Origin of the sequence: uncultured Hyphomicrobium sp. (genome assembly GCF_902826555.1) — a bacterium.
Lineage (GTDB): Bacteria > Pseudomonadota > Alphaproteobacteria > Rhizobiales > Hyphomicrobiaceae > Hyphomicrobium_C.
Genome location: NZ_CADEFI010000008.1, coordinates 80,584 through 97,695 on the forward strand (window position 1 = coordinate 80,584; position 17,112 = coordinate 97,695).

At 65.3% G+C, this 17,112-nt stretch carries 19 protein-coding genes; 8 read left to right on the forward strand and 11 right to left on the reverse strand.

Annotated features, from left to right (window positions below; genetic code table 11):
- Window positions 1-48 precede the first annotated feature (48 nt).
- Window positions 49-738 carry a helix-turn-helix domain-containing protein gene (locus QZV93_RS05965; RefSeq protein WP_295556791.1) on the reverse strand — a complete coding sequence of 230 codons (690 nt, stop codon included), beginning with the start codon at window positions 736-738 and terminating at the stop codon, window positions 49-51.
- Window positions 739-953: 215 nt separating this feature from the next.
- On the opposite strand from QZV93_RS05965, the gene QZV93_RS05970 reads away from it, so the two are divergent.
- Window positions 954-1,499, forward strand: a complete 546-nt coding sequence (locus QZV93_RS05970) for a hypothetical protein (protein ID WP_295556793.1) — start codon at window positions 954-956, stop codon at window positions 1,497-1,499.
- 2 nt (window positions 1,500-1,501) lie between these two features.
- Here QZV93_RS05970 and QZV93_RS05975 read toward each other — a convergent pair whose 3' ends face one another.
- A complete protein-coding gene (locus tag QZV93_RS05975) occupies window positions 1,502-1,807 on the reverse strand; it encodes a hypothetical protein (protein WP_295556795.1) in 306 nt (101 codons plus the stop codon).
- A 128-nt stretch (window positions 1,808-1,935) separates the two neighbouring features.
- Here QZV93_RS05975 and QZV93_RS05980 point away from each other — a divergent pair, with 128 nt between their 5' ends.
- The 5 genes from QZV93_RS05980 to QZV93_RS06000 all read left to right on the forward strand — a co-directional run bounded on the left by QZV93_RS05980 (window position 1,936) and on the right by QZV93_RS06000 (window position 5,599).
- Window positions 1,936-2,364 carry a DUF805 domain-containing protein gene (locus QZV93_RS05980; RefSeq protein WP_295556796.1) on the forward strand — a complete coding sequence of 143 codons (429 nt, stop codon included), beginning with the start codon at window positions 1,936-1,938 and terminating at the stop codon, window positions 2,362-2,364.
- 4 nt (window positions 2,365-2,368) lie between these two features.
- On the forward strand, window positions 2,369-3,103 hold the full coding sequence (locus QZV93_RS05985; protein WP_295556798.1) for a sulfite exporter TauE/SafE family protein: 735 nt from the start codon (window positions 2,369-2,371) through the stop codon (window positions 3,101-3,103).
- A gap of 42 nt (window positions 3,104-3,145) precedes the next feature.
- Window positions 3,146-3,478: a cytochrome c gene (locus QZV93_RS05990; protein ID WP_295556800.1), complete on the forward strand. Its 333-nt coding sequence runs from the start codon at window positions 3,146-3,148 to the stop codon at window positions 3,476-3,478.
- Window positions 3,475-3,810 (forward strand): cytochrome c, encoded by a 336-nt coding sequence (locus QZV93_RS05995; protein WP_295556801.1) that lies wholly within the window; start codon window positions 3,475-3,477, stop codon window positions 3,808-3,810. The genes QZV93_RS05990 and QZV93_RS05995 overlap by 4 nt, the downstream gene beginning before the upstream one ends.
- A 151-nt stretch (window positions 3,811-3,961) precedes the next feature.
- Window positions 3,962-5,599, forward strand: a complete 1,638-nt coding sequence (locus tag QZV93_RS06000) for an ATP-binding protein (protein WP_295556803.1) — start codon at window positions 3,962-3,964, stop codon at window positions 5,597-5,599.
- A 26-nt stretch (window positions 5,600-5,625) separates the two neighbouring features.
- Here the strand turns inward: QZV93_RS06000 and QZV93_RS06005 are convergent, their stop codons facing one another.
- Window positions 5,626-6,357, reverse strand: coding sequence for a response regulator transcription factor (locus QZV93_RS06005; protein ID WP_363156650.1), 732 nt, complete (start codon window positions 6,355-6,357; stop codon window positions 5,626-5,628).
- A gap of 361 nt (window positions 6,358-6,718) precedes the next feature.
- On the opposite strand from QZV93_RS06005, the gene QZV93_RS06010 reads away from it, so the two are divergent.
- Both QZV93_RS06010 and QZV93_RS06015 read left to right on the forward strand, forming a co-directional pair.
- Window positions 6,719-7,207, forward strand: a complete 489-nt coding sequence (locus QZV93_RS06010) for a hypothetical protein (protein ID WP_295556804.1) — start codon at window positions 6,719-6,721, stop codon at window positions 7,205-7,207.
- A gap of 126 nt (window positions 7,208-7,333) precedes the next feature.
- Entirely contained in the window at window positions 7,334-10,015 is a 2,682-nt protein-coding gene (locus QZV93_RS06015) for a bifunctional acetate--CoA ligase family protein/GNAT family N-acetyltransferase (protein ID WP_295556806.1), read from the forward strand.
- Here QZV93_RS06015 and ccoS read toward each other — a convergent pair.
- The 8 genes from ccoS to QZV93_RS06055 all read right to left on the reverse strand — a co-directional run.
- The gene (gene ccoS / locus QZV93_RS06020) at window positions 10,012-10,197 is read right to left on the reverse strand and encodes a cbb3-type cytochrome oxidase assembly protein CcoS (protein WP_295556807.1); all 186 of its coding nucleotides are present in this window, start codon (window positions 10,195-10,197) and stop codon (window positions 10,012-10,014) included. The two genes, QZV93_RS06015 and ccoS, sit on opposite strands and share 4 nt — an antisense overlap.
- Window positions 10,194-12,422 carry a heavy metal translocating P-type ATPase gene (locus QZV93_RS06025; protein ID WP_295556808.1) on the reverse strand — a complete coding sequence of 743 codons (2,229 nt, stop codon included), beginning with the start codon at window positions 12,420-12,422 and terminating at the stop codon, window positions 10,194-10,196. Before QZV93_RS06025 ends, ccoS begins: the two co-directional genes overlap by 4 nt.
- On the reverse strand, window positions 12,407-12,931 hold the full coding sequence (locus tag QZV93_RS06030) for a FixH family protein (protein WP_295556810.1): 525 nt from the start codon (window positions 12,929-12,931) through the stop codon (window positions 12,407-12,409). Before QZV93_RS06030 ends, QZV93_RS06025 begins: the two co-directional genes overlap by 16 nt.
- A complete protein-coding gene (gene ccoG / locus QZV93_RS06035) occupies window positions 12,928-14,430 on the reverse strand; it encodes a cytochrome c oxidase accessory protein CcoG (protein WP_295556827.1) in 1,503 nt (500 codons plus the stop codon). Before ccoG ends, QZV93_RS06030 begins: the two co-directional genes overlap by 4 nt.
- A gap of 28 nt (window positions 14,431-14,458) precedes the next feature.
- The gene (gene ccoP / locus QZV93_RS06040; protein WP_295556812.1) at window positions 14,459-15,331 is read right to left on the reverse strand and encodes a cytochrome-c oxidase, cbb3-type subunit III; all 873 of its coding nucleotides are present in this window, start codon (window positions 15,329-15,331) and stop codon (window positions 14,459-14,461) included.
- The gene (locus tag QZV93_RS06045; RefSeq protein ID WP_295556813.1) at window positions 15,318-15,506 is read right to left on the reverse strand and encodes a cbb3-type cytochrome c oxidase subunit 3; all 189 of its coding nucleotides are present in this window, start codon (window positions 15,504-15,506) and stop codon (window positions 15,318-15,320) included. The genes ccoP and QZV93_RS06045 overlap by 14 nt, the downstream gene beginning before the upstream one ends.
- A 10-nt stretch (window positions 15,507-15,516) precedes the next feature.
- Window positions 15,517-16,251 carry a cytochrome-c oxidase, cbb3-type subunit II gene (gene ccoO / locus QZV93_RS06050; RefSeq protein ID WP_295556815.1) on the reverse strand — a complete coding sequence of 245 codons (735 nt, stop codon included), beginning with the start codon at window positions 16,249-16,251 and terminating at the stop codon, window positions 15,517-15,519.
- Window positions 16,252-16,264: 13 nt separating this feature from the next.
- Window positions 16,265-17,112, reverse strand: an 848-nt coding sequence (locus QZV93_RS06055; protein ID WP_295556816.1) for a cbb3-type cytochrome c oxidase subunit I, incomplete at its 5' end; no start/stop codon positions are given.

Consider the following 17,112-nt stretch of genomic DNA (forward strand, 5'->3'; position numbering starts at 1 on the left):
GAGCCGGCCAGTCCAACGCGGCGAGAGAGCCTGCCGCGATCTCGATCGTTACTCGTTGGCGAGGTCGGCAAGCCGCGGAACGTCCCGAAGCTTCACCGTCGTTCCTCCCTGTTCGACATCGATGACCTGCATCTCCCGCAGCTTGGTCAGCGTACGGCTGACCGTCTCGATGGTAAGACCCAGAAGATCGGCGATGTCGCTGCGCCGCATGGCGAGCTTGACCACGCCCTTCGAACCTTCACCGCCGCGGCGATGCAGTGCGAGCAGGAACGCAGCAACACGCTCGATAGCGCTACGCTGCCCGACGGTGACGAGAAGGCTCCGTGCCGCCACCAGGTCCTGGCACACGGACTTATAGAGTTTGAGCGCCAGCGACGCGTCGGTTTCTGCAAGGCTCTCGAGGGCCGACGCCGAGAAGCAGCGCACCTTCGACGCACACGTCGCCTGCGCGCTCATAATGTGTTCGCCGAGCACACCAAGCCCGATATAGTCGCCCGGATAGGCAAAATCGATGATCCGCCGCCGGCCGTCGAAGAGCGTCTTGTAGATGGCGATGACGCCATCCTCGACCCGGTACACATGCGTCCGCTGATCGCCCTCGCAGAACACGTGCTCCTTGGCCTCGAGCCTGCGTTCCGATGCCTGTTGCAGGCGGTCATCGAGCGCCCGCCCCCCTCGGGACTCCTGGCGGAACGACTGCATGTAGGGGCTTGTCTCAGACGTGTTGATCGCGAGCATCGTCTCTCCTCGGCCGCTAGATCGTGCGGATTGCCGCTGGTGCGATGCTGGGATTAAAGGTGCGTTGCGAACCAACCGTATGCAGAGCGCGTAACGAATTGTGAGAGTTTGTAACAGGGCCTCTAATCCGACGCCCACGCTCGCCCTATGATCTCAATCAAGGGGCTCCTTAGCCTGCGACGTTATGTTCGGCCGTCCGATCTTGGAAGGCTGACATGCGATCTCGAAAAGCCACATCCACCCGCCTCGCGCTGGAGCAGAGGCACGCCGCGGATCGCCTGCTGCAGGGCGAGATCGACCTCGCGCTGGAAAGTCTCGCCGCCGGAGTGCCGTCCCGGGTCGGGTCGCATCTCGTGCGGGTTCTGTGCGCCGTGCTGGAGCCGAGCTGGGAAGAGCACGCGAGCTTCCAGGAAGACGTCCTGTTTGAGATTATGGCCGCAAACGGCACGCCGGCAGCCGAGCTGCGCACCCTGCTCGAACACCTCCGCCGCGAGCACGTGGAGATCGGCAAGCGCAATCGCGAAACGGCCGCCATCCTGGGAACCCTGGCCGGGGGCAGGCAGATCGCGGGCACCGCCGTCATGGTGAGCATCGAGGAAACGCTGACTCTGCGGCGCCGCCACGCGAGCGCGGAGAGTACGCTGGAGCATCTGCTTCCGGCCGAGCTCGAGCCGCACGATTGCGACAGATTCGACCGATGGGCCGCGGCGCGAACCACGCCCGCTTTCCCGGTCAACCTGATCCTGGATGTTTGGGAATAGCGCTAGCACACGCTCGGAGCGCAAACCTCGAGTGAAAATTTCTGATGCGCGCCCTTGCGCGTGAACGTGAATTCGCGACCGTCGAAACAGGAAATGCGCCCGTCCACGCCCGTGTCCTCGCCCAGCGGAATTTCCTGGTAGGTCAGCACCTCGTTGAGCGCACAGTCCTTCTCCGCCTTGAGCTGCTCCTTGAGCACGATCCGCCATGGCCCTTCATTGGGCCCGAGCGGGTCGTCCGCCGCCACGGCGGCCAGCCCACCCACGACGACAACAGTCGAAAACGCGGCCGCGAAGAGCACCGTGCGCATAATGCCTCCAGACAATCCAGGCGATGACCGACATTTGCACGCCGGCAAGCGCCGAACCTTGACGCCGGTCAAACCGCACCCCTCGGTTCGTGTCTAAGGCTATGGGGCAAAAGCATCGGAGCGCCAACGTGAGCGGCTACGTCATCGACCTGTTCTTCTCCTTTTCCGATCGGGCGAACCGCCGGGAATGGCTGCTGGGAACGCTGGTTCTGGCCCTCGCCGCCTTTGGCGGCATCGCCCTTTTCAATGACAACAGCTTCGACGAAAGCGCCTACGCCAATCCCGACATCCCGACCATGGCGGCCTTCCTGTGGATGTCGCTCGTCCTCTTCGCCTTCGTGGCACTTTCTGCCAAGCGCCTCCGCGAGGCCGGACGGCCCGCTTGGATGCTTTACACCATCGCAATCCCGGCGTTCATCGCCCTCTGTGCCTGGGGATCGGGGCTTTTCGCGCATCCTTTCGTCCCGAGCCTGGAGACGCTCGGCCTCGGCGCGCTGCTCGCCGTCATGATCCCTGCCGTGATCGGATGCGCGACGCGTCCGGCAAAGCAAGGATGAGGCCGTGCAATCGCTAGCCCTCACGCTCGCTGGCGGTTTCGCCCTCGGTCTTGCGAGCACCCTCCACTGCGCCGGCATGTGTGGCAGCATCGCTGCCGGCTTGCTCCACCTCGGCGCGCCGCGCAATGCCGCAGAGGGGATTCGCCTCGCCGCACTGACCCATGCCGGCCGCATCGTCTCGTATGTTCTCGCAGGCACTCTCGTCGGCGCGCTTGGTGCACCGGCCATCGGCTGGCTCGACCGGGAAATCGCATTCCGCTTCATACAATGGGCGGGCGCCGCGGCGTTGATGTGGATCGGGCTCTCGACCGCGGGGCTCCTTCCACCGATATCCGCCATGGATCGCGTGATGGCCCCGATGGCCAACCGTCTCGCGCGCCTCGCGTCTCCCCTGCCGGGCCGCGGCGCGACCGCTCTCGCCGGAGGCCTCACTTGGGGTTTGATGCCGTGCGCCATGGTCTACGGGGCACTTTTCACGGCCATGCTGAGCGGATCGGCGCTCGGCGGCGGCACCGTCATGGCGGCGTTCGGCCTCGGTACGTTGCCCGGTTTGCTCGCCACGACAGTGGGAATTCGCACCCTCGTTGCCGCGGCGCGGCGTCGGGCATTGCGCGTCACCGCCGGCCTCGCAATCGCGATCCTTGGGTTTCTGACGGTCTGGCTGCCCCAGGGCCGGAACGAAGCCATCTGCGCCCCTAGCGCGAACGCAACGTTGACCCAGATCAAGATCGGGTCCTGATCCCGGCGATAGCATCGTTAACGGATACTGGAGAACCGATTCATGCGAACGATACTGATCGCGGTCGCGCTCACGATGCAACTCATGGCGCACACCGCAGCGGCCGAGCAACTCGGCAACGTCGACGCCGGCCGCGAATACGCGCGAGCCCATTGCGGCGAATGCCACGGCGTCGAAGCCGCGCGCGAGGACTTCTCACCCAACGTTGACGCCCCCGACTTCTCGGTCGTGGCCAACACCCCGGGCATCACCGAACGCGCACTCGCCGTGTGGCTGCAGACGTCGCACCCGACCATGCCCGACTTCATCATTCCGGCGGAGGCGCGCGACAACCTCATCGCCTACATCATGAGCCTGCGAGTGGCCAAGAAATGACGGGCACGAACGCATTGTCCACCTTGGCCGCGTTATTCGCAGTGACAACCTGCTGCAGTGCCGCCCTGGCCGAGCCGACCTTGGATGACAAAGGCCGCCACGCACTCGAGACGCGCTGCGCCCGCTGCCATGCAATAGGCCCCGAGGGCAAGAGCCCGCGCTCCGATGCCCCGCCCTTCCGCGACATCGTCAAGCGCTATCCGCCGGAGGACCTGGCCGAGTCGCTGGCCGAAGGCATCATGTCGGGGCATCCCGACATGCCAGAATTCGTTCTCGCGCCGGAGGAGATCGATGGGGTCGTAGCCTACCTGCGCAGCCTCCTCGCACAGTGAGGGACCATCACGAGCTGCAACGGACACAGATCGCCGCGCCGCTTCGATCCATCACAACGTGCACGTCCTTTCAAACGCGGCGCAAAGTTCCTTGTCCCCCGTTTTCGATTGATCTAAGGCTCGGACAACACGACGTTGATCCGGATTTGCCATGGCTGATGACGTACCGCCAACTGACGACGCAGCGGCAAGCAGCGCCGCACTGGCCCAGTCTCAGATTTCGGCCATTCTGGCCATCGCGGCGGACGCAATCATCTCCCTCGACGAGAAGCTGCACATCACGCTGTTCAATGACGGCGCGGCTGCCATTTTCGGCTATGCGCCGGACGAGATCGTCGGCCAGCCGCTGGATCTGCTGATCCCGGAGCGCATGCGATCCAACCACAGGCACCACGTCGCCGACTTTTCCACTTCACCCGTCGCAGCGCGCAAGATGGGAGAGCGTCAGGCGATCTTCGCGCGCCGCAAGGACGGCTCGGAGTTTCCGGCCGAAGCCTCAATCGCCAAGCAGGTGATCTCCGGCCGCAAAGCCTACATGGTCGTGCTCCGCGACGTGACGGACAGAAAAGCGGCAGAGGCCGCGCTGGCCGCCGCCAACAGCCAGCTCGAAGCCCGTGTTGCGGATCGCACGCGCGCGCTCGAAGCCGAGATCAAGCGCCGTGAGGAAGCGCACGCAGCGCTGATCCAAGCCCAGCGCATGGAAGCATTCGGCCAGTTGACCGGCGGCGTCGCACACGATTTCAACAATCTTCTGACGATCATCACCGGCAACCTGGAGCTGCTCGGCAACGAGCTGGACGAAACCAAACAGACCGCGCTGCTGAAACGGGCCGCCGACGCCGCCGACATGGGTGCGGCACTGACCAAACGCCTCCTGACGTTCGCGCGCCGCCGCCGGCTCACGCCGCAGATCCTCGACGTCAACGAGATGATCCTCAACCTGACCGAAATCCTGCAGCGCTCGCTCGGAGAGCCCGTCGCTCTGACGACCGTGCTCGCAGGAAATCTATGGCGCACGCGCGCCGATGCGAGCGAGCTCGAAAATGCGATTCTGAACCTCGCCATCAACGCGCGCGACGCCATGCCGAGCGGCGGTGACCTGGTCATCGAGAGCCGCAATGTATCCGCTGAGGACGCCGGCATCGCCGGAGGCGGGGAATTCGTATTGATCTCCGTCAGCGACACCGGTCACGGCATGCCACCGGACGTGCTTGAGCGCGCATTCGAACCCTTCTTCACCACCAAGGAAACCGGACGCGGCACCGGCCTTGGCCTCAGCACGGTGTATGGATTCGCGGAGCAGTCCGGCGGGCACGCGACGATCGCCAGCACCGCTGGGCAGGGCACGACAGTCAACATCTATCTGCCGCGCGCAACCGAGGCTTCCGCAGAGAACACCGGACCGGCCGAGCCTGTACCCCTCTCCGAGAACAGCGAAGCGGTGCTCGTCGTCGAGGACAATCCCGAGGTGCGCGAGCTGACCATGCAGCGCGTCGAGGGATTGGGTTATGTCGCGCTCGAAGCCGAGAGCGGGGCAGCAGCCATCCGCATGCTGGAGCAGGGCGCCGACGTTCAGGTCGTGCTGAGCGACATCGTCATGGCAGGCGGCGTATCGGGTTACGACGTCGCCCGCTGGGTCGCCGAGCATGCGCCGCGCGTTAAAGTTCTGCTCACCACGGGCTACGCGGCCGAGGAGGCAAAGCCCGAGACAGCGGAGATGGCGATCCTGCGTAAACCGTACAAGCGGGCGGACCTCGCCATCGCCCTGCGCGACGCACTGCGGCGCTAGCTTCCCATTTAGGAGCAAAGGGCTTTCTAGAGCCGCTTCACGGCTCCGGCGAAAACATAGCCCACGCCGCGTACCGTTTTGATGAGTTGCGGACGCTCGCTCTCCGGCTCGATCTTCTTGCGCAGCCGTGCGACCAGCCCGTCGATCGAGCGGTCCATGGGCGTCCAATCATGCCCCTTGAGCAGATCCATTAGCTCGTCCCGCGACAGGACGCGGCCTGGCCGCTGGATCAAGGTCGCAAGCAGGTTGAACTCGCCCGTGGTCAGATCGCATATCACGCCTTCGGGGTTGCGCACCTCCCGGCGGAGCGTGTCCATGCTCCAGCCATCGAAGACATACCGCATCCCGTCCGCAACGGCCGCGTCAGGCGACATAACCTGCGCCTCGACTTTCTGATAGCGGCGCAGCACGGCGCGCACCCGCGCCACCACCTCGCGCATGAGGAACGGCTTGGCGATATAGTCGTCCGCCCCCAGCTCGAGACCGACGACACGATCGATGGCGTCGCCCTTGCCCGTGATCATGATGATCGGCGTATTGCGTCTGGTCCTGAGATCGCGCGCGAGCTTGAGGCCATCCTCGCCCCCGAGCTTGAGATCCAGCGTCAACAGGCTGATCGGATGCGCCGCGAGTTGCGCCTCCGCCTCGGCACCGTTGCCCGCTTCCGCGACCACGAAGCCTTCGGCCTCGAGCCCCGTACGCAGGAGCGCCCTCACCTCGGGCTCGTCGTCCACGATCAGAATGTTTTCGGCCATCATCGAAAGGCTTCGTTGGATCGCGAGTTCTCTAGCAGCCCGATCCCCCGGGGCCGCTGTCACATCATGTCACACAATCTCACAATCACGGCATACGCCGGATACGCAAGCAGGCTTTGCTCACAACGGAAAATCTCCGGGTTAGCCCGTCCCGCGGCCGCCGGAGGAGACCATTGCGAGAGGGTGGGCAAGTTTGACATTGCCAGAGGGCGCCGAGACACGAGCTTCCCTTCCAGCCGGCGCGGCGGCGGGATCGGTTGTGGCTGCCGCATCCCAGCCTCCGCTGGGGCTCCCTTCGACGGATGGCACGCGCAACCGATACGTCGTCGGAATATTCAAGGAACCGGCGGAGGCATATGCGGCGGTGTCCCGGCTGGATACCGCAACCTGCGAGGTGCTGGTGACCTCCGACACCGACAAGGCCAGGGCAGCGTCCTTTGGCTTTGGCCACGTGATCACGCGCTATCTCGACACGTCCGCAACCCTGCCATCGAGAGTAGCCGAGGCGCTGAGCACGTCGGCGGTCTTCGCCGTGTTGGGAGCCGATTCGGCCGCACGGGTGGGCAAACCACACCCGGCGGGTTCGCAAGCACTATTCCAGAACCTCGTTCATCACCTTGCAACCGGGGCGACCGTCGTTATCGTTTACGCTCCCGGGGCCGAGCAATTGCTCAGAGTTTCGCGCACCCTTCTCGACGCAAAATGCGACCTCCTGCTCACGCACGACGTTGTCCAGCCGAAACAGCGCGCCTTTGACCAGCCGCCGCCCGACGACGACTGCTGCCAGAGTTGCACGACGAGAGCGTGCGAGCGCGTCCGCCTCCCCTCCGGCGACGAAACGGCGCAAGGTTGATCGGCCGCAACGCCGAGACCCGATCGCGCAAGAAATATTCCGTATAACCCGGCTAGAAAACTTCCGCGTTGAACGTGCGCGCAGGCGCGACGTCGCGAGCCAGAATGCTTCGAAGGATAGGTCTCAATGTCGGTTCGAAACCTCGATCCCCTCTTTGCGCCTTCGTCTGTCGCCCTCGTCGGCGCCAGTCCGCAGGCAGGCAGCGTAGGCCGGATCGTGGCGTCGAACCTTCGCAGCGGCGGATTTGCCGGCGACATTTGGTTGGTCAACCCTCGGCACACCTCGATCGACGGGGCACCTTGCTATGCCTCGGCTTCGAAGTTGCCGCGCGCACCCGATCTCGCCGTGATCACGACCCCGCCGTCGACCGTGCCCGGCGTGATTGCGGAGCTGGCGGCGCACGGCACCAAGGCCGCCGTCGTCATCACCGCCGGCATCGACGCGGACCTGCGCACGCGGATGCTCGAAGCGGCCCGGCCGTCCTGCCTGCGCGTTCTCGGACCCAACTGCGTCGGCCTCATTCTCCCGCGACTGGGCATCAACGCCAGCTTCGCCCAGCTCATGCCTCTCAAGGGCGATCTCGCATTCCTTTCGCAGTCGGGCGCGCTCGTGACGGCTGTGATCGATTGGGCGCACGCTCGCGGCATCGGCTTCTCCAAGGTTGCATCCATGGGCGAGATGGCGGACGTCGATCTCGGCGATGCCCTCGACTATCTCGCCGGTGATCCCGAAACCCGCGCCATCCTGCTCTACATCGAGCAGGTGACGCACGCGGCGAAGTTCATGTCGGCGGCGCGACGCGCGGCGCGCGCCAAGCCGGTGATCGTCCTCAAATCGGGCCGCCACGCGGCCGGTGCCAAAGCCGCGCGTTCCCACACCGGAGCGCTGTCAGGCTCGGACGCCGTCTACGATGCCGCTTTCCGCCGCGCCGGCCTCGTCCGCGTCGGGGACCTCGACGGACTGTTCGAGGCCGCCGAGATACTCTCCTTCACGCCGCGCCTCGAAGGCGAGCGCCTCGCCATCCTCACTAACGGCGGCGGCGCGGGCGTTCTCGCGGCAGATCGGCTGGAGGACTACCGCGGCACGCTCGCAGAACTCGATCCGGCGACCGTCGCCGCGCTCGATACCGTGCTCCCGCCGACCTGGTCCAAGGGCAATCCCGTCGACATCATCGGCGATGCCGGTCCCGATCGTTACGAGGCGGCAATGAGCGCGCTGCTTGCCGATCCGGCCTCGGACGCGGTTCTCGTCATCAACTGCCCGACGGCGCTGGCCTCGAGCGAGAGCGCCGCCGCAGCCGTGCTCAAGGCGATTTCCGGCGCCTCCGGCCGCTGCCGGACGAAACCCGTGATCACCAACTGGCTCGGCGATGGCGCGGCGACGGAAAGCCGTCGCCAGTTCAGGACCGCGCGCATCCCCACATTCGAGACCCCCGCTTCGGCCATCGACGGCTTCATGCAGCTCGTCCGCTATCGCCGCTCGCAGGACGAGCTGATGTCCACGCCGACGGTCCAGCCTTCCGGATCGGATGTCGACCGCGCCAAGGCGCGCAACGTCATCGGCGGCGCTCTGGCGCGAGGGCGATCGATGCTGACCGAAGCCGAAGCCAAGGCGGTGCTCGCCGCCTACGGTATTCCTGTCGCCGAGACGATCATTTGCGCCGATCCCGACGCCGTCGCCGAGACCGCAAAGAACATCCTTACCCGATACCGAGCCTGCGTCGTCAAGATCCATTCCGAGGAGATCTCCCACAAGTCCGACGTCGGCGGCGTTCGCCTCGGCATCACGAGCGCGGACGAAGCCCGCGAGACGGCGCGCGCGATGGCAGCTACGGTCGCGAAGGTGATGCCCCACGCCCACATCGAGGGCTGGGCGGTCGAGCCGATGATCGAACGGCCGGAAGCGCACGAGTTGATCGTCGGCATGAGCGAGGATCAGACCTTCGGACCGACGCTTCTGTTCGGCGCAGGCGGAACGGCGGTCGAGGTCATCAAGGATACGGCGCACGCCCTGCCGCCGCTCGATCACAAGCTCGCGCGCGATATGATGGCCCAGACGCGCATCTACCGGCTGCTCGAAGGCTATCGCAATCGTCCCCGCGCCGACCTCGACGCCATCGCCGACGTGCTCGTGCGCGCGAGCAGCCTCGTTGCGGATTTGCCCGAGCTGCGCGAGCTCGACATCAACCCCCTGCTCGCCGACGACAAGGGTTGCATCGCCCTGGACGCACGCATGCGCGTTGCCGACGCCGCGGCCTCACCGCGCCAGCCGCTGTCCATCCGCCCATATCCGGCACAGTGGCTGAAGAACGTGCACCTCGCTGAGGTCGGCACGGTGACCATTCGCCCCGTCCGGCCGGAGGACGAAACGCTCTACGAGCGCTTCTTTTCCGAAATCGACCCCGACGATTTGCGCCTGCGCTTTTTCACCGCCGCGCCGGACCGCTCCCATCGCTTTCTCGCGCGCCTCACGCAGATCGACTATGCGCGAGAAATGGCCTTCGTCGCACTTTCGGAAGCGGGCAACTTGCTCGGCTCTTCGCGTCTCGCAGCCGATCCCGACTACGCGCGCGCCGAGTTCGCCGTCATCGTGCGCTCCGACCTCAAAGGCAAAGGCCTGGGCTGGCTGATCATGCAGCAGCTTATCGATTACGCGCGCACGGAAGGCTTGCGCGAGCTTCACGGCGAGGTGCTGGCCGAGAATACGGCCATGCTCGACATGTGCCGCGATCTGGGTTTCCGCACAGAGACCGACCCGTCCGACGCCACGCTCCGCCACGTGACGCTGCCGGTCGAGCCCATTCCCTAGCGTGCATCCGGGCGCCCGCGCGGGCCCTCTGCCCGATCCGCATCCTCGTCGTCCTGGATCGCGCGCCAGCCCGCTCCTTCGAGATCCGAGAACTGGCCGGAGTTGAGGGCCCACAGGAAAGCGGCGAGCCCCAATCCGCCGAGAGCCAGCGCGCACGGAATGAGCCAGATGAGTGCGCTCATGTGGGCCTCCTCACCGGCGCAAGAGCGAGCGCACGCGTCCTGAGCCGCAGCGCGTTGACGGTCACCGCTATCGAGGACAGCGACATGGCCAAGGCTGCGATCAGCGGCGTCACATGTCCGGCGACCGCCAGCGGCACAAAGACGATGTTGTAGCCGATCGCGATTCCGAAGTTTTCAAGCGACATCCGTTGCGATGCTCGCGCCACGGCCATGGTTTCGAGCACAGGCGCCAGCGGAACGCCCTGGAACACCGCGTCGGCCGCGGTCTGGCTGATGTCGGCAGCGGTCGATGGCGAAAGGGACGCATGTGCCGCGGCAAGAGCCGGAGCGTCGTTGAGCCCATCGCCGACCATCAACACCTTCTTGCCGCGGGCCTTCATATCCGCGATCACGTCGATCTTCCCGTCCGGCTTCACACCCGCCCACCATTGCGCGATGCCGGCCCGTTCCGCCACATCGGAAACAGCCGCGGGACGATCTCCCGACAACAAGCAGACCTCGTAGCCGGCCGCCGTCAGGACGGAAACGACATCGGACGCATCCGGCCGAACCGCATCCTCGAAACGCAACGCAAACCGCCGACTTTCCGCATCCAGGAACCACAGCGATCCGGCTTGACCTTGCGACGGCAGATCCGTGCCGCTCACCCATTCCTCGGAGCCGAGCCTCAGCTCACCCGCCGCAAGGGGTGCGATCAGCCCCGAACCCGGCACCTCGAGCACGCCCGGCGCGGCAACGACCGCCAATCCACGGTCACGCGCCGCCCGGGCGACGGCCACCGAATAGGGATGGCGGCTCGCGACCGCGAGGGACGCCGCCGCGGCAAGGGTTTCGTCGGAAATTTCCGCCCCGTTCTTGAGCACGGGCTCGCCGCGCGTCAGCGTACCCGTCTTGTCGAACACCACCGTATCGACCTCGGCAAGGCGCTCGAGACCGTCGGCCGCCTTGACGATCACGCCCTTTCCGAACAACCGGCTGGTTGCAGCGACCTGCACGGCCGGCACCGCAAGCGCCAGCGCACACGGGCAGGTGATGATCAGCACGGCGATGGCGGTGGTGAGCGCCGTTTCCCAACCGGCGCCCGCGATCATCCAGCCGATGAAGGTCGCCGCGCCGAGAACATGCACGGCCGGCGCATAGACCCGCGCGGCGCGGTCGGCAAGGCGCACATACTGTCCCCGCCCCTGCTCGGCCGCCTGCATGAGACGCGCGATCTCGGCGAGCAGCGTATTGTCGTCCGTCGCCGTCGCCTCGATCTTGATGGCGCGCGTCATGTTGAGCGTGCCGGCATGCACATCGGCTCCAGCAGCCGCCCAGCGGGGCATGGTCTCCCCCGTGATCAGACTCTCGTCGATGTCGGTCGTCCCCGAAACGACGCGTCCGTCGACCGGAATGCGCTCGCCCGCCGCCACCTGGATTTTCATTCCGGGAACAAGGGCGCGTGCCGGCATGCGCTCCACGCGTCCGTCTCCATCCACCACCGTCGCCGTCAGCGATTTGAGGCCGATCAGATTCTCGACCGCCCCGCGCGCCTTGATGCGCACCTGCTCGTCCAGGAGACGCCCGATGAGAAGGAAGAACGTCAGCATGATCGCGGCATCTAAATAGACTTGATGGCTGCCACGGATGGTCTGAAACAGGCTCATGGCCGTTGCCAGCGTGATGCCGAGCGAGATCGGAACGTCCATGTTGAGGCGCCGCACTCGGAGAGCAGACGACGCAGAACGGAAGAACGGCTGCGCCGCATAGGCGATCGCCGGCATGGCAATCAAAGCCGATAGCCAATGGAACAGCGACGCCACCGTCTGGTCCATGTCGCTCACCGCACCAGCCCACACCGAGACCGAGAGCAGCATCACATTCGCCGCCGCAAAGCCAGCGACCCCGAGGCGGCGCAGGAGATCGTCGGCGCGACGGCTGTCGAGCTCGCTCGCCGTCTCCACGGATTCGGCCGCGCGATAGCCTTCCCGATCCAGCGCGTCGATCATCGGCTGCGTTCCTGTGAGCGCCGCATCGTAGGTGACGGTCGCGCGCTTGGCGGAGAGATTGACGCGCGCGTCCCTGACCCCCGCCATGTGTCGCAACGCCCGCTCGACGGTCACGATACAAGCGCCGCAGTGCATGTTCTCGACCACGAGCGAAACCGTCTGCGGGCGAGCCGCCTCACCGAGGCGCCCGCCATCGGTATCCGGCGGAGCAACGCTTGCGGTCAGGGCGCGACCCACAGGCGCCTCCGGTTCCGATAGAGGGGCTCTCCTTCCGCTGTCGTCGCGTCGGCCGGGAGCACCCTGACGGTCACGATCCAGGTACCTGGCGCGAGATCGCGCCCCACCGGCGCCTCGAACTGGCCAGGCTGGACTTCGGCGAGCTGCAGAACGGCATCCGCGCTGTTGGTGGCCGGCCGGCCCAGCGTTGCCTCCACCTTCACGGAGTCCGGCGCATGACCGCTTGCTGTCGCGAGCGAAACCTTGAGACGCGCCGGATCGGCAAGCATCGCCACCTTGTCGCGCCACCCCTGCGCGGACTGGCGCGCCTCGCTCGCGATGCGTGCATTGTAAGCGAGACCGTCGCGATAGGCGTTGGCGTTGTCCACGCCGCCGAAGGTCGAGACCGCCTTGTAGATCATGGTCGCGTCCGCGACGATGATGACCGCGAAGAAGCCGAGCATGACTGAGAGCACATGCCAGCCGGAAAGGCCGCCCGGTCTCGGATCATTGGCGCTCGAAGTTCTCATGGACCCGGACTCCTGAAAGCAGTGTCGCGGACCACGTGTTCGCCCGTCGCGAGGTCCGTGACCACGAATTTGAGCGGTGTCGAGGCACCGCCGAGATGACCCTTTGCGCCCGCGGGCACGGTGACGTAGACCTTGAGAGCACGCACGACATCGGCATCCACGGCGATCTCCGCGTCGCCGCGCGCGAGCCCGACGATCGAGGTTTCCGTTTCCGCGATGCCCTCGACGCCAACGCGGAAGCGCAGCGGCTCGTGCGCTTTGTTGAGAATCTTGATCGTATATCCATTCCGGATTCCGCCGTCGGAAAGCTTGACGAACAGCGGGTTCCTGTCCTCGATGACGCTGATCTCGACCGGCGAGCGCGTCACCCATGCCCAGCCCATGATGCCGAGCACGAGGGTGATCAGAACGGAATAGAGCACCGTACGCGGCCGCACGACGCGCACCGGCCTGCGGTCGGCCTCCGCTACCGCGTCCATGTTGCGGAAAGTCTCGTAGGCGATCAGCCCCTGAGGACGCCCGACCTTGTCCATGATGTCGTCGCAGGCATCGATGCAGAGCGCACACTGGATGCACTCGAGCTGCGCCCCGTCGCGGATATCGATCCCCATCGGACAAACGGCGACACACGCCTTGCAATCGACGCAGTCGCCTCGGTTGAGCCAGGGCTGCCCCTTCTTGTGCGGGCCGCGCGGCTCGCCACGGAAGCCGCGGTAGGAGACGAGCAGCGACTCGGAATCGAACATGGCGGCCTGGATGCGCGGCCATGGGCACATGTAGATGCAGACCTGCTCGCGCGCGATGCCGCCGAGCAGATAGGTCGTGAACGCGAAGATACCCATGAAGACATAGGCGACGAGCGGAGCATCGCCCTGCACCAGCTCGGCAGCCAACGTCGGCGCGTCGCGGAAATAGAACACAAGCACGCCACCGGTCGCGATGCCGATCAGGAGCCACGTCACATGCGTCGCTGTCTTCTTCCAGATCTTCTCAAAGGTCCACGCCGATTGATCGAGACGCATGCGCGCGTTGCGATCGCCCTGCCAGAACCGCTCGACGGCGATCATGAGATCGGTCCACACCGTCTGCGGACAGGCATACCCGCACCACATGCGCCCGGCGATCGACGTGACGAGAAACAGCCCCAGCGCCGACACGATCAGGATGCCGGTGATGAAGTAGAGTTCCTGCGGCCAGATTTCTATCGGCCCGAAGTAGAGGCGCTGATGCTCGAAATCGAGCAGGAATGCCTGATCCGGACGCCCCTCGCCGCGATCCCAGCGGATCCACGGCAGGAGGTAGTAGATGCCGAGCGTCACCACCATCACCGCCCATTTGATGGAGCGGAAACGGCCCTTCGCGCGCTTCGGATAGATGGTTTGCCGCGACGCGTAGAGACTGCGCGCGCCCTTGGAGGACACAGCCTCGACGTCGATCCGCGCCACACCCGGCGCGGCCTCCGCGGCCTCGGTGTGAATGAACTTCGAGATGGGCTCCATCTGGGTCACGGCCGCCTCCGACGGCTAGCTACTTTCCGCCACCCAACGCGTGCACATAGATGGCGAGCATCTTGATCGTCGCGGGATCGAGCTTGCCCTCCCAGGCCGGCATCACACCCGAGCGGCCGCCCCGGATCGTTTCCTCGACCTCAGACTTGCTGCCGCCATAGAGCCAGATCCCGTCCGTGAGGTTCGGCGCCCCCATCTCCACCATGCCCTTCCCCTCGGCGCCGTGGCAGGCAACGCACTGTTCGCCAAACACCGCTTTTCCACGCTCGATAGCGGCAGCATCGCCCTGCGCGCCCGAGAGCGAGAGGACAAACGAGGCCACGTCGACGATCTGCGCACTGGTCAGCACCTGGTCGATTCCGAAGCGCGGCATGTCGCCGACATGCGCCTCCGCATGCCCCGAGCGCACACCATGCTGGATGGTCTTCTCGATGCCGTCGATCGTGCCGCCCCACAGCCAGTCGTCGTCGTTGAGATTGGGATAGCCCTTGAAGCCCTGTGCGCCGCGGCCATGGCAAGGTGCGCAGTTGTTGGCAAACTGGGTCGCACCGCCCCTGAGGACGAACTCCATCAGATCGGCGTTCTTTTCGATTTCGGCCGGCGGGCTGGTGGCGATGGCCTGCACGAAGCGCGCCTGGCTATCCTTCGCCGCGGCGACGTCTCTCGTCACCTCGCTACGCTGGCTGTACCCCAGCATGCCGCGCGTATAGCCGTCGACGAGCGGCCAGGCCGGATAGGCGACCCAGTATCCGATCGACCAGACGATGGTGACGTAGAGCACGTAGAGCCACCACTTCGGCAGCGGCTTGTTCAGCTCCTTGAGGTCGCCGTCCCAGACGTGCCCGGTCGTCTCGACGCCGGTGACCGCATCGAGCTCCTTATGTCCGGCCATTGTGCTTGCCTCCCTCATCTTCATCTTCGTCGTGCACGAGGGGAAGCCGCGCCGCGGCGTCGAACCGTGCCTTGTTTCCCGGGCGAAGCGCATAAACGAGCACGCCCGCCATCACCGTTCCGAAGATGGTCATCGCCACGATCTGCGCACATCCGGCAATTGCTTCGTACGTCATCGTTTGTCCCTCACCGCAGGTTGGGGCCGGCCGCATCGAAGGTCGTGAAGTCGACCAGCGTGCCGAGCATCTGCAGATAAGCAATCAGCGCGTCCATCTCCGTCACCGGACCTTCCGGATTGCCGTCGAACTTGCGCACCTGAGCTTTCGGATAGCGTTCGAGTACGGCCTTCCCGGCCTTCGAGTCGGGACTGACCTGCCCCGCGAAGTCCGCGCTCGCGTTGGCAATCATATCGTCGGTGTAGGGCACGCCCGCGAGCTTGAGCGCGCTCATGTCTGCAGCGATGTTGCCCGCATCGATCTTGCGCGCGGCAAGGAACGGATAGCCTGGCATCACCGAGCCCGGCACCACCTCGCGCGGAGCCTTCATATGGTCTACGTGCCAGGCGTCCGAGTACTTGCCGCCGACACGAGCCAGATCCGGCCCCGTGCGCTTTGAGCCCCATTGAAACGGATGGTCGTACATGCTCTCAGCCGCGAGGCTGTAGTGCCCGTAGCGCTCCACCTCGTCGCGCAGGGACCGGATCATCTGGCTGTGGCAGTTGTAGCAACCCTCGCGGATGTAGATGTTGCGTCCCGCGAGCTCCAAAGGCGCATAGGGGCGCATCCCCTGCACTTTCTCGATGGTCGATCCGAGGAAGAAGAGCGGCGCAATCTCCACCAGGCCGCCGACCGAAACGACGATCAGGATGCCGATCAGGAGCACCAGCGAGTTCTTCTCGAAGAACGCGTGCGATAGTTTCATTTTACGTTCTCCGTCACTCAGCGGGAGTAGCGATGACGCCGGGGCGTAGCTCGGGCGCGGCCGCGACACGCGGCTGGGATTTGAGGTCGACCGGCTGGTCACCGCGCACGGTTTTCCAGACGTTCCAGGCCATCAGCAGCGAGCCGATCACGAACAGAAGGCCGCCCGTCGCCCGGATCACGTAGGGCCAGTGCATCGCCTCGACCGTCTCGACGAACGAGTAGGTGAGGAAGCCGAGGTGATCGTAGGCGCGCCACATGAGGCCCTGCATGATGCCCGACACCCACATCGACGAGATGTAGAGCACGATGCCGATGGTCGCGATCCAGAAGTGCCACTCGACGAGACGCAGAGAATAGAGCCCCTCGCGCTTCCAGAGCCACGGCACCAGGCAGTAGATGGCGCCGAACGACACCATGCCGACCCAGCCCAGCGCACCGGAATGCACATGCCCGATGGTCCAGTCCGTATAGTGGGAGAGCGAGTTGACGGCCTTGATCGACATCAGCGGCCCTTCGAAGGTCGACATGCCGTAGAAGGCCACCGACACCACGAGAAGACGCACCACCGGATCCGTCCTGAGCCGGTCCCAAGCGCCTGAAAGCGTCATCAGGCCGTTGATCATGCCGCCCCACGACGGCATCCACAGCATGATCGAGAACGTCATGCCGAGCGTCTGCGCCCAGTCCGGCAGCGCCGTGTAATGGAGATGATGCGGTCCGGCCCAGATGTAGAGGAAGATCAGGCTCCAGAAATGGATGATCGAGAGCCGATACGAATAGACGGGGCGCTCCACCCGCTTCGGGATGAAGTAGTACATGATGCCGAGGAAGCCGGCCGTAAGGAAGAAGCCGACCGCGT

Excerpts from the sequence above, each read along its gene's own strand:
- QZV93_RS05965 (WP_295556791.1), bottom strand. The coding sequence starts at position 738 with ATGCTCGCGATCAACACGTCTGAGACAAGCCCCTACATGCAGTCGTTC.
- QZV93_RS05970 (WP_295556793.1), top strand. The coding sequence starts at position 954 with ATGCGATCTCGAAAAGCCACATCCACCCGCCTCGCGCTGGAGCAGAGG.
- QZV93_RS05975 (WP_295556795.1), bottom strand. The coding sequence starts at position 1,807 with ATGCGCACGGTGCTCTTCGCGGCCGCGTTTTCGACTGTTGTCGTCGTG.
- QZV93_RS05990 (WP_295556800.1), top strand. The coding sequence starts at position 3,146 with ATGCGAACGATACTGATCGCGGTCGCGCTCACGATGCAACTCATGGCG.
- QZV93_RS05995 (WP_295556801.1), top strand. The coding sequence starts at position 3,475 with ATGACGGGCACGAACGCATTGTCCACCTTGGCCGCGTTATTCGCAGTG.
- QZV93_RS06000 (WP_295556803.1), top strand. The coding sequence starts at position 3,962 with ATGGCTGATGACGTACCGCCAACTGACGACGCAGCGGCAAGCAGCGCC.
- QZV93_RS06005 (WP_363156650.1), bottom strand. The coding sequence starts at position 6,357 with ATGATGGCCGAAAACATTCTGATCGTGGACGACGAGCCCGAGGTGAGG.
- QZV93_RS06015 (WP_295556806.1), top strand. The coding sequence starts at position 7,334 with ATGTCGGTTCGAAACCTCGATCCCCTCTTTGCGCCTTCGTCTGTCGCC.
- ccoS (WP_295556807.1), bottom strand. The coding sequence starts at position 10,197 with ATGAGCGCACTCATCTGGCTCATTCCGTGCGCGCTGGCTCTCGGCGGA.
- QZV93_RS06030 (WP_295556810.1), bottom strand. The coding sequence starts at position 12,931 with ATGAGAACTTCGAGCGCCAATGATCCGAGACCGGGCGGCCTTTCCGGC.
- ccoG (WP_295556827.1), bottom strand. The coding sequence starts at position 14,430 with ATGGAGCCCATCTCGAAGTTCATTCACACCGAGGCCGCGGAGGCCGCG.
- ccoP (WP_295556812.1), bottom strand. The coding sequence starts at position 15,331 with ATGGCCGGACATAAGGAGCTCGATGCGGTCACCGGCGTCGAGACGACC.
- QZV93_RS06045 (WP_295556813.1), bottom strand. The coding sequence starts at position 15,506 with ATGACGTACGAAGCAATTGCCGGATGTGCGCAGATCGTGGCGATGACC.
- ccoO (WP_295556815.1), bottom strand. The coding sequence starts at position 16,251 with ATGAAACTATCGCACGCGTTCTTCGAGAAGAACTCGCTGGTGCTCCTG.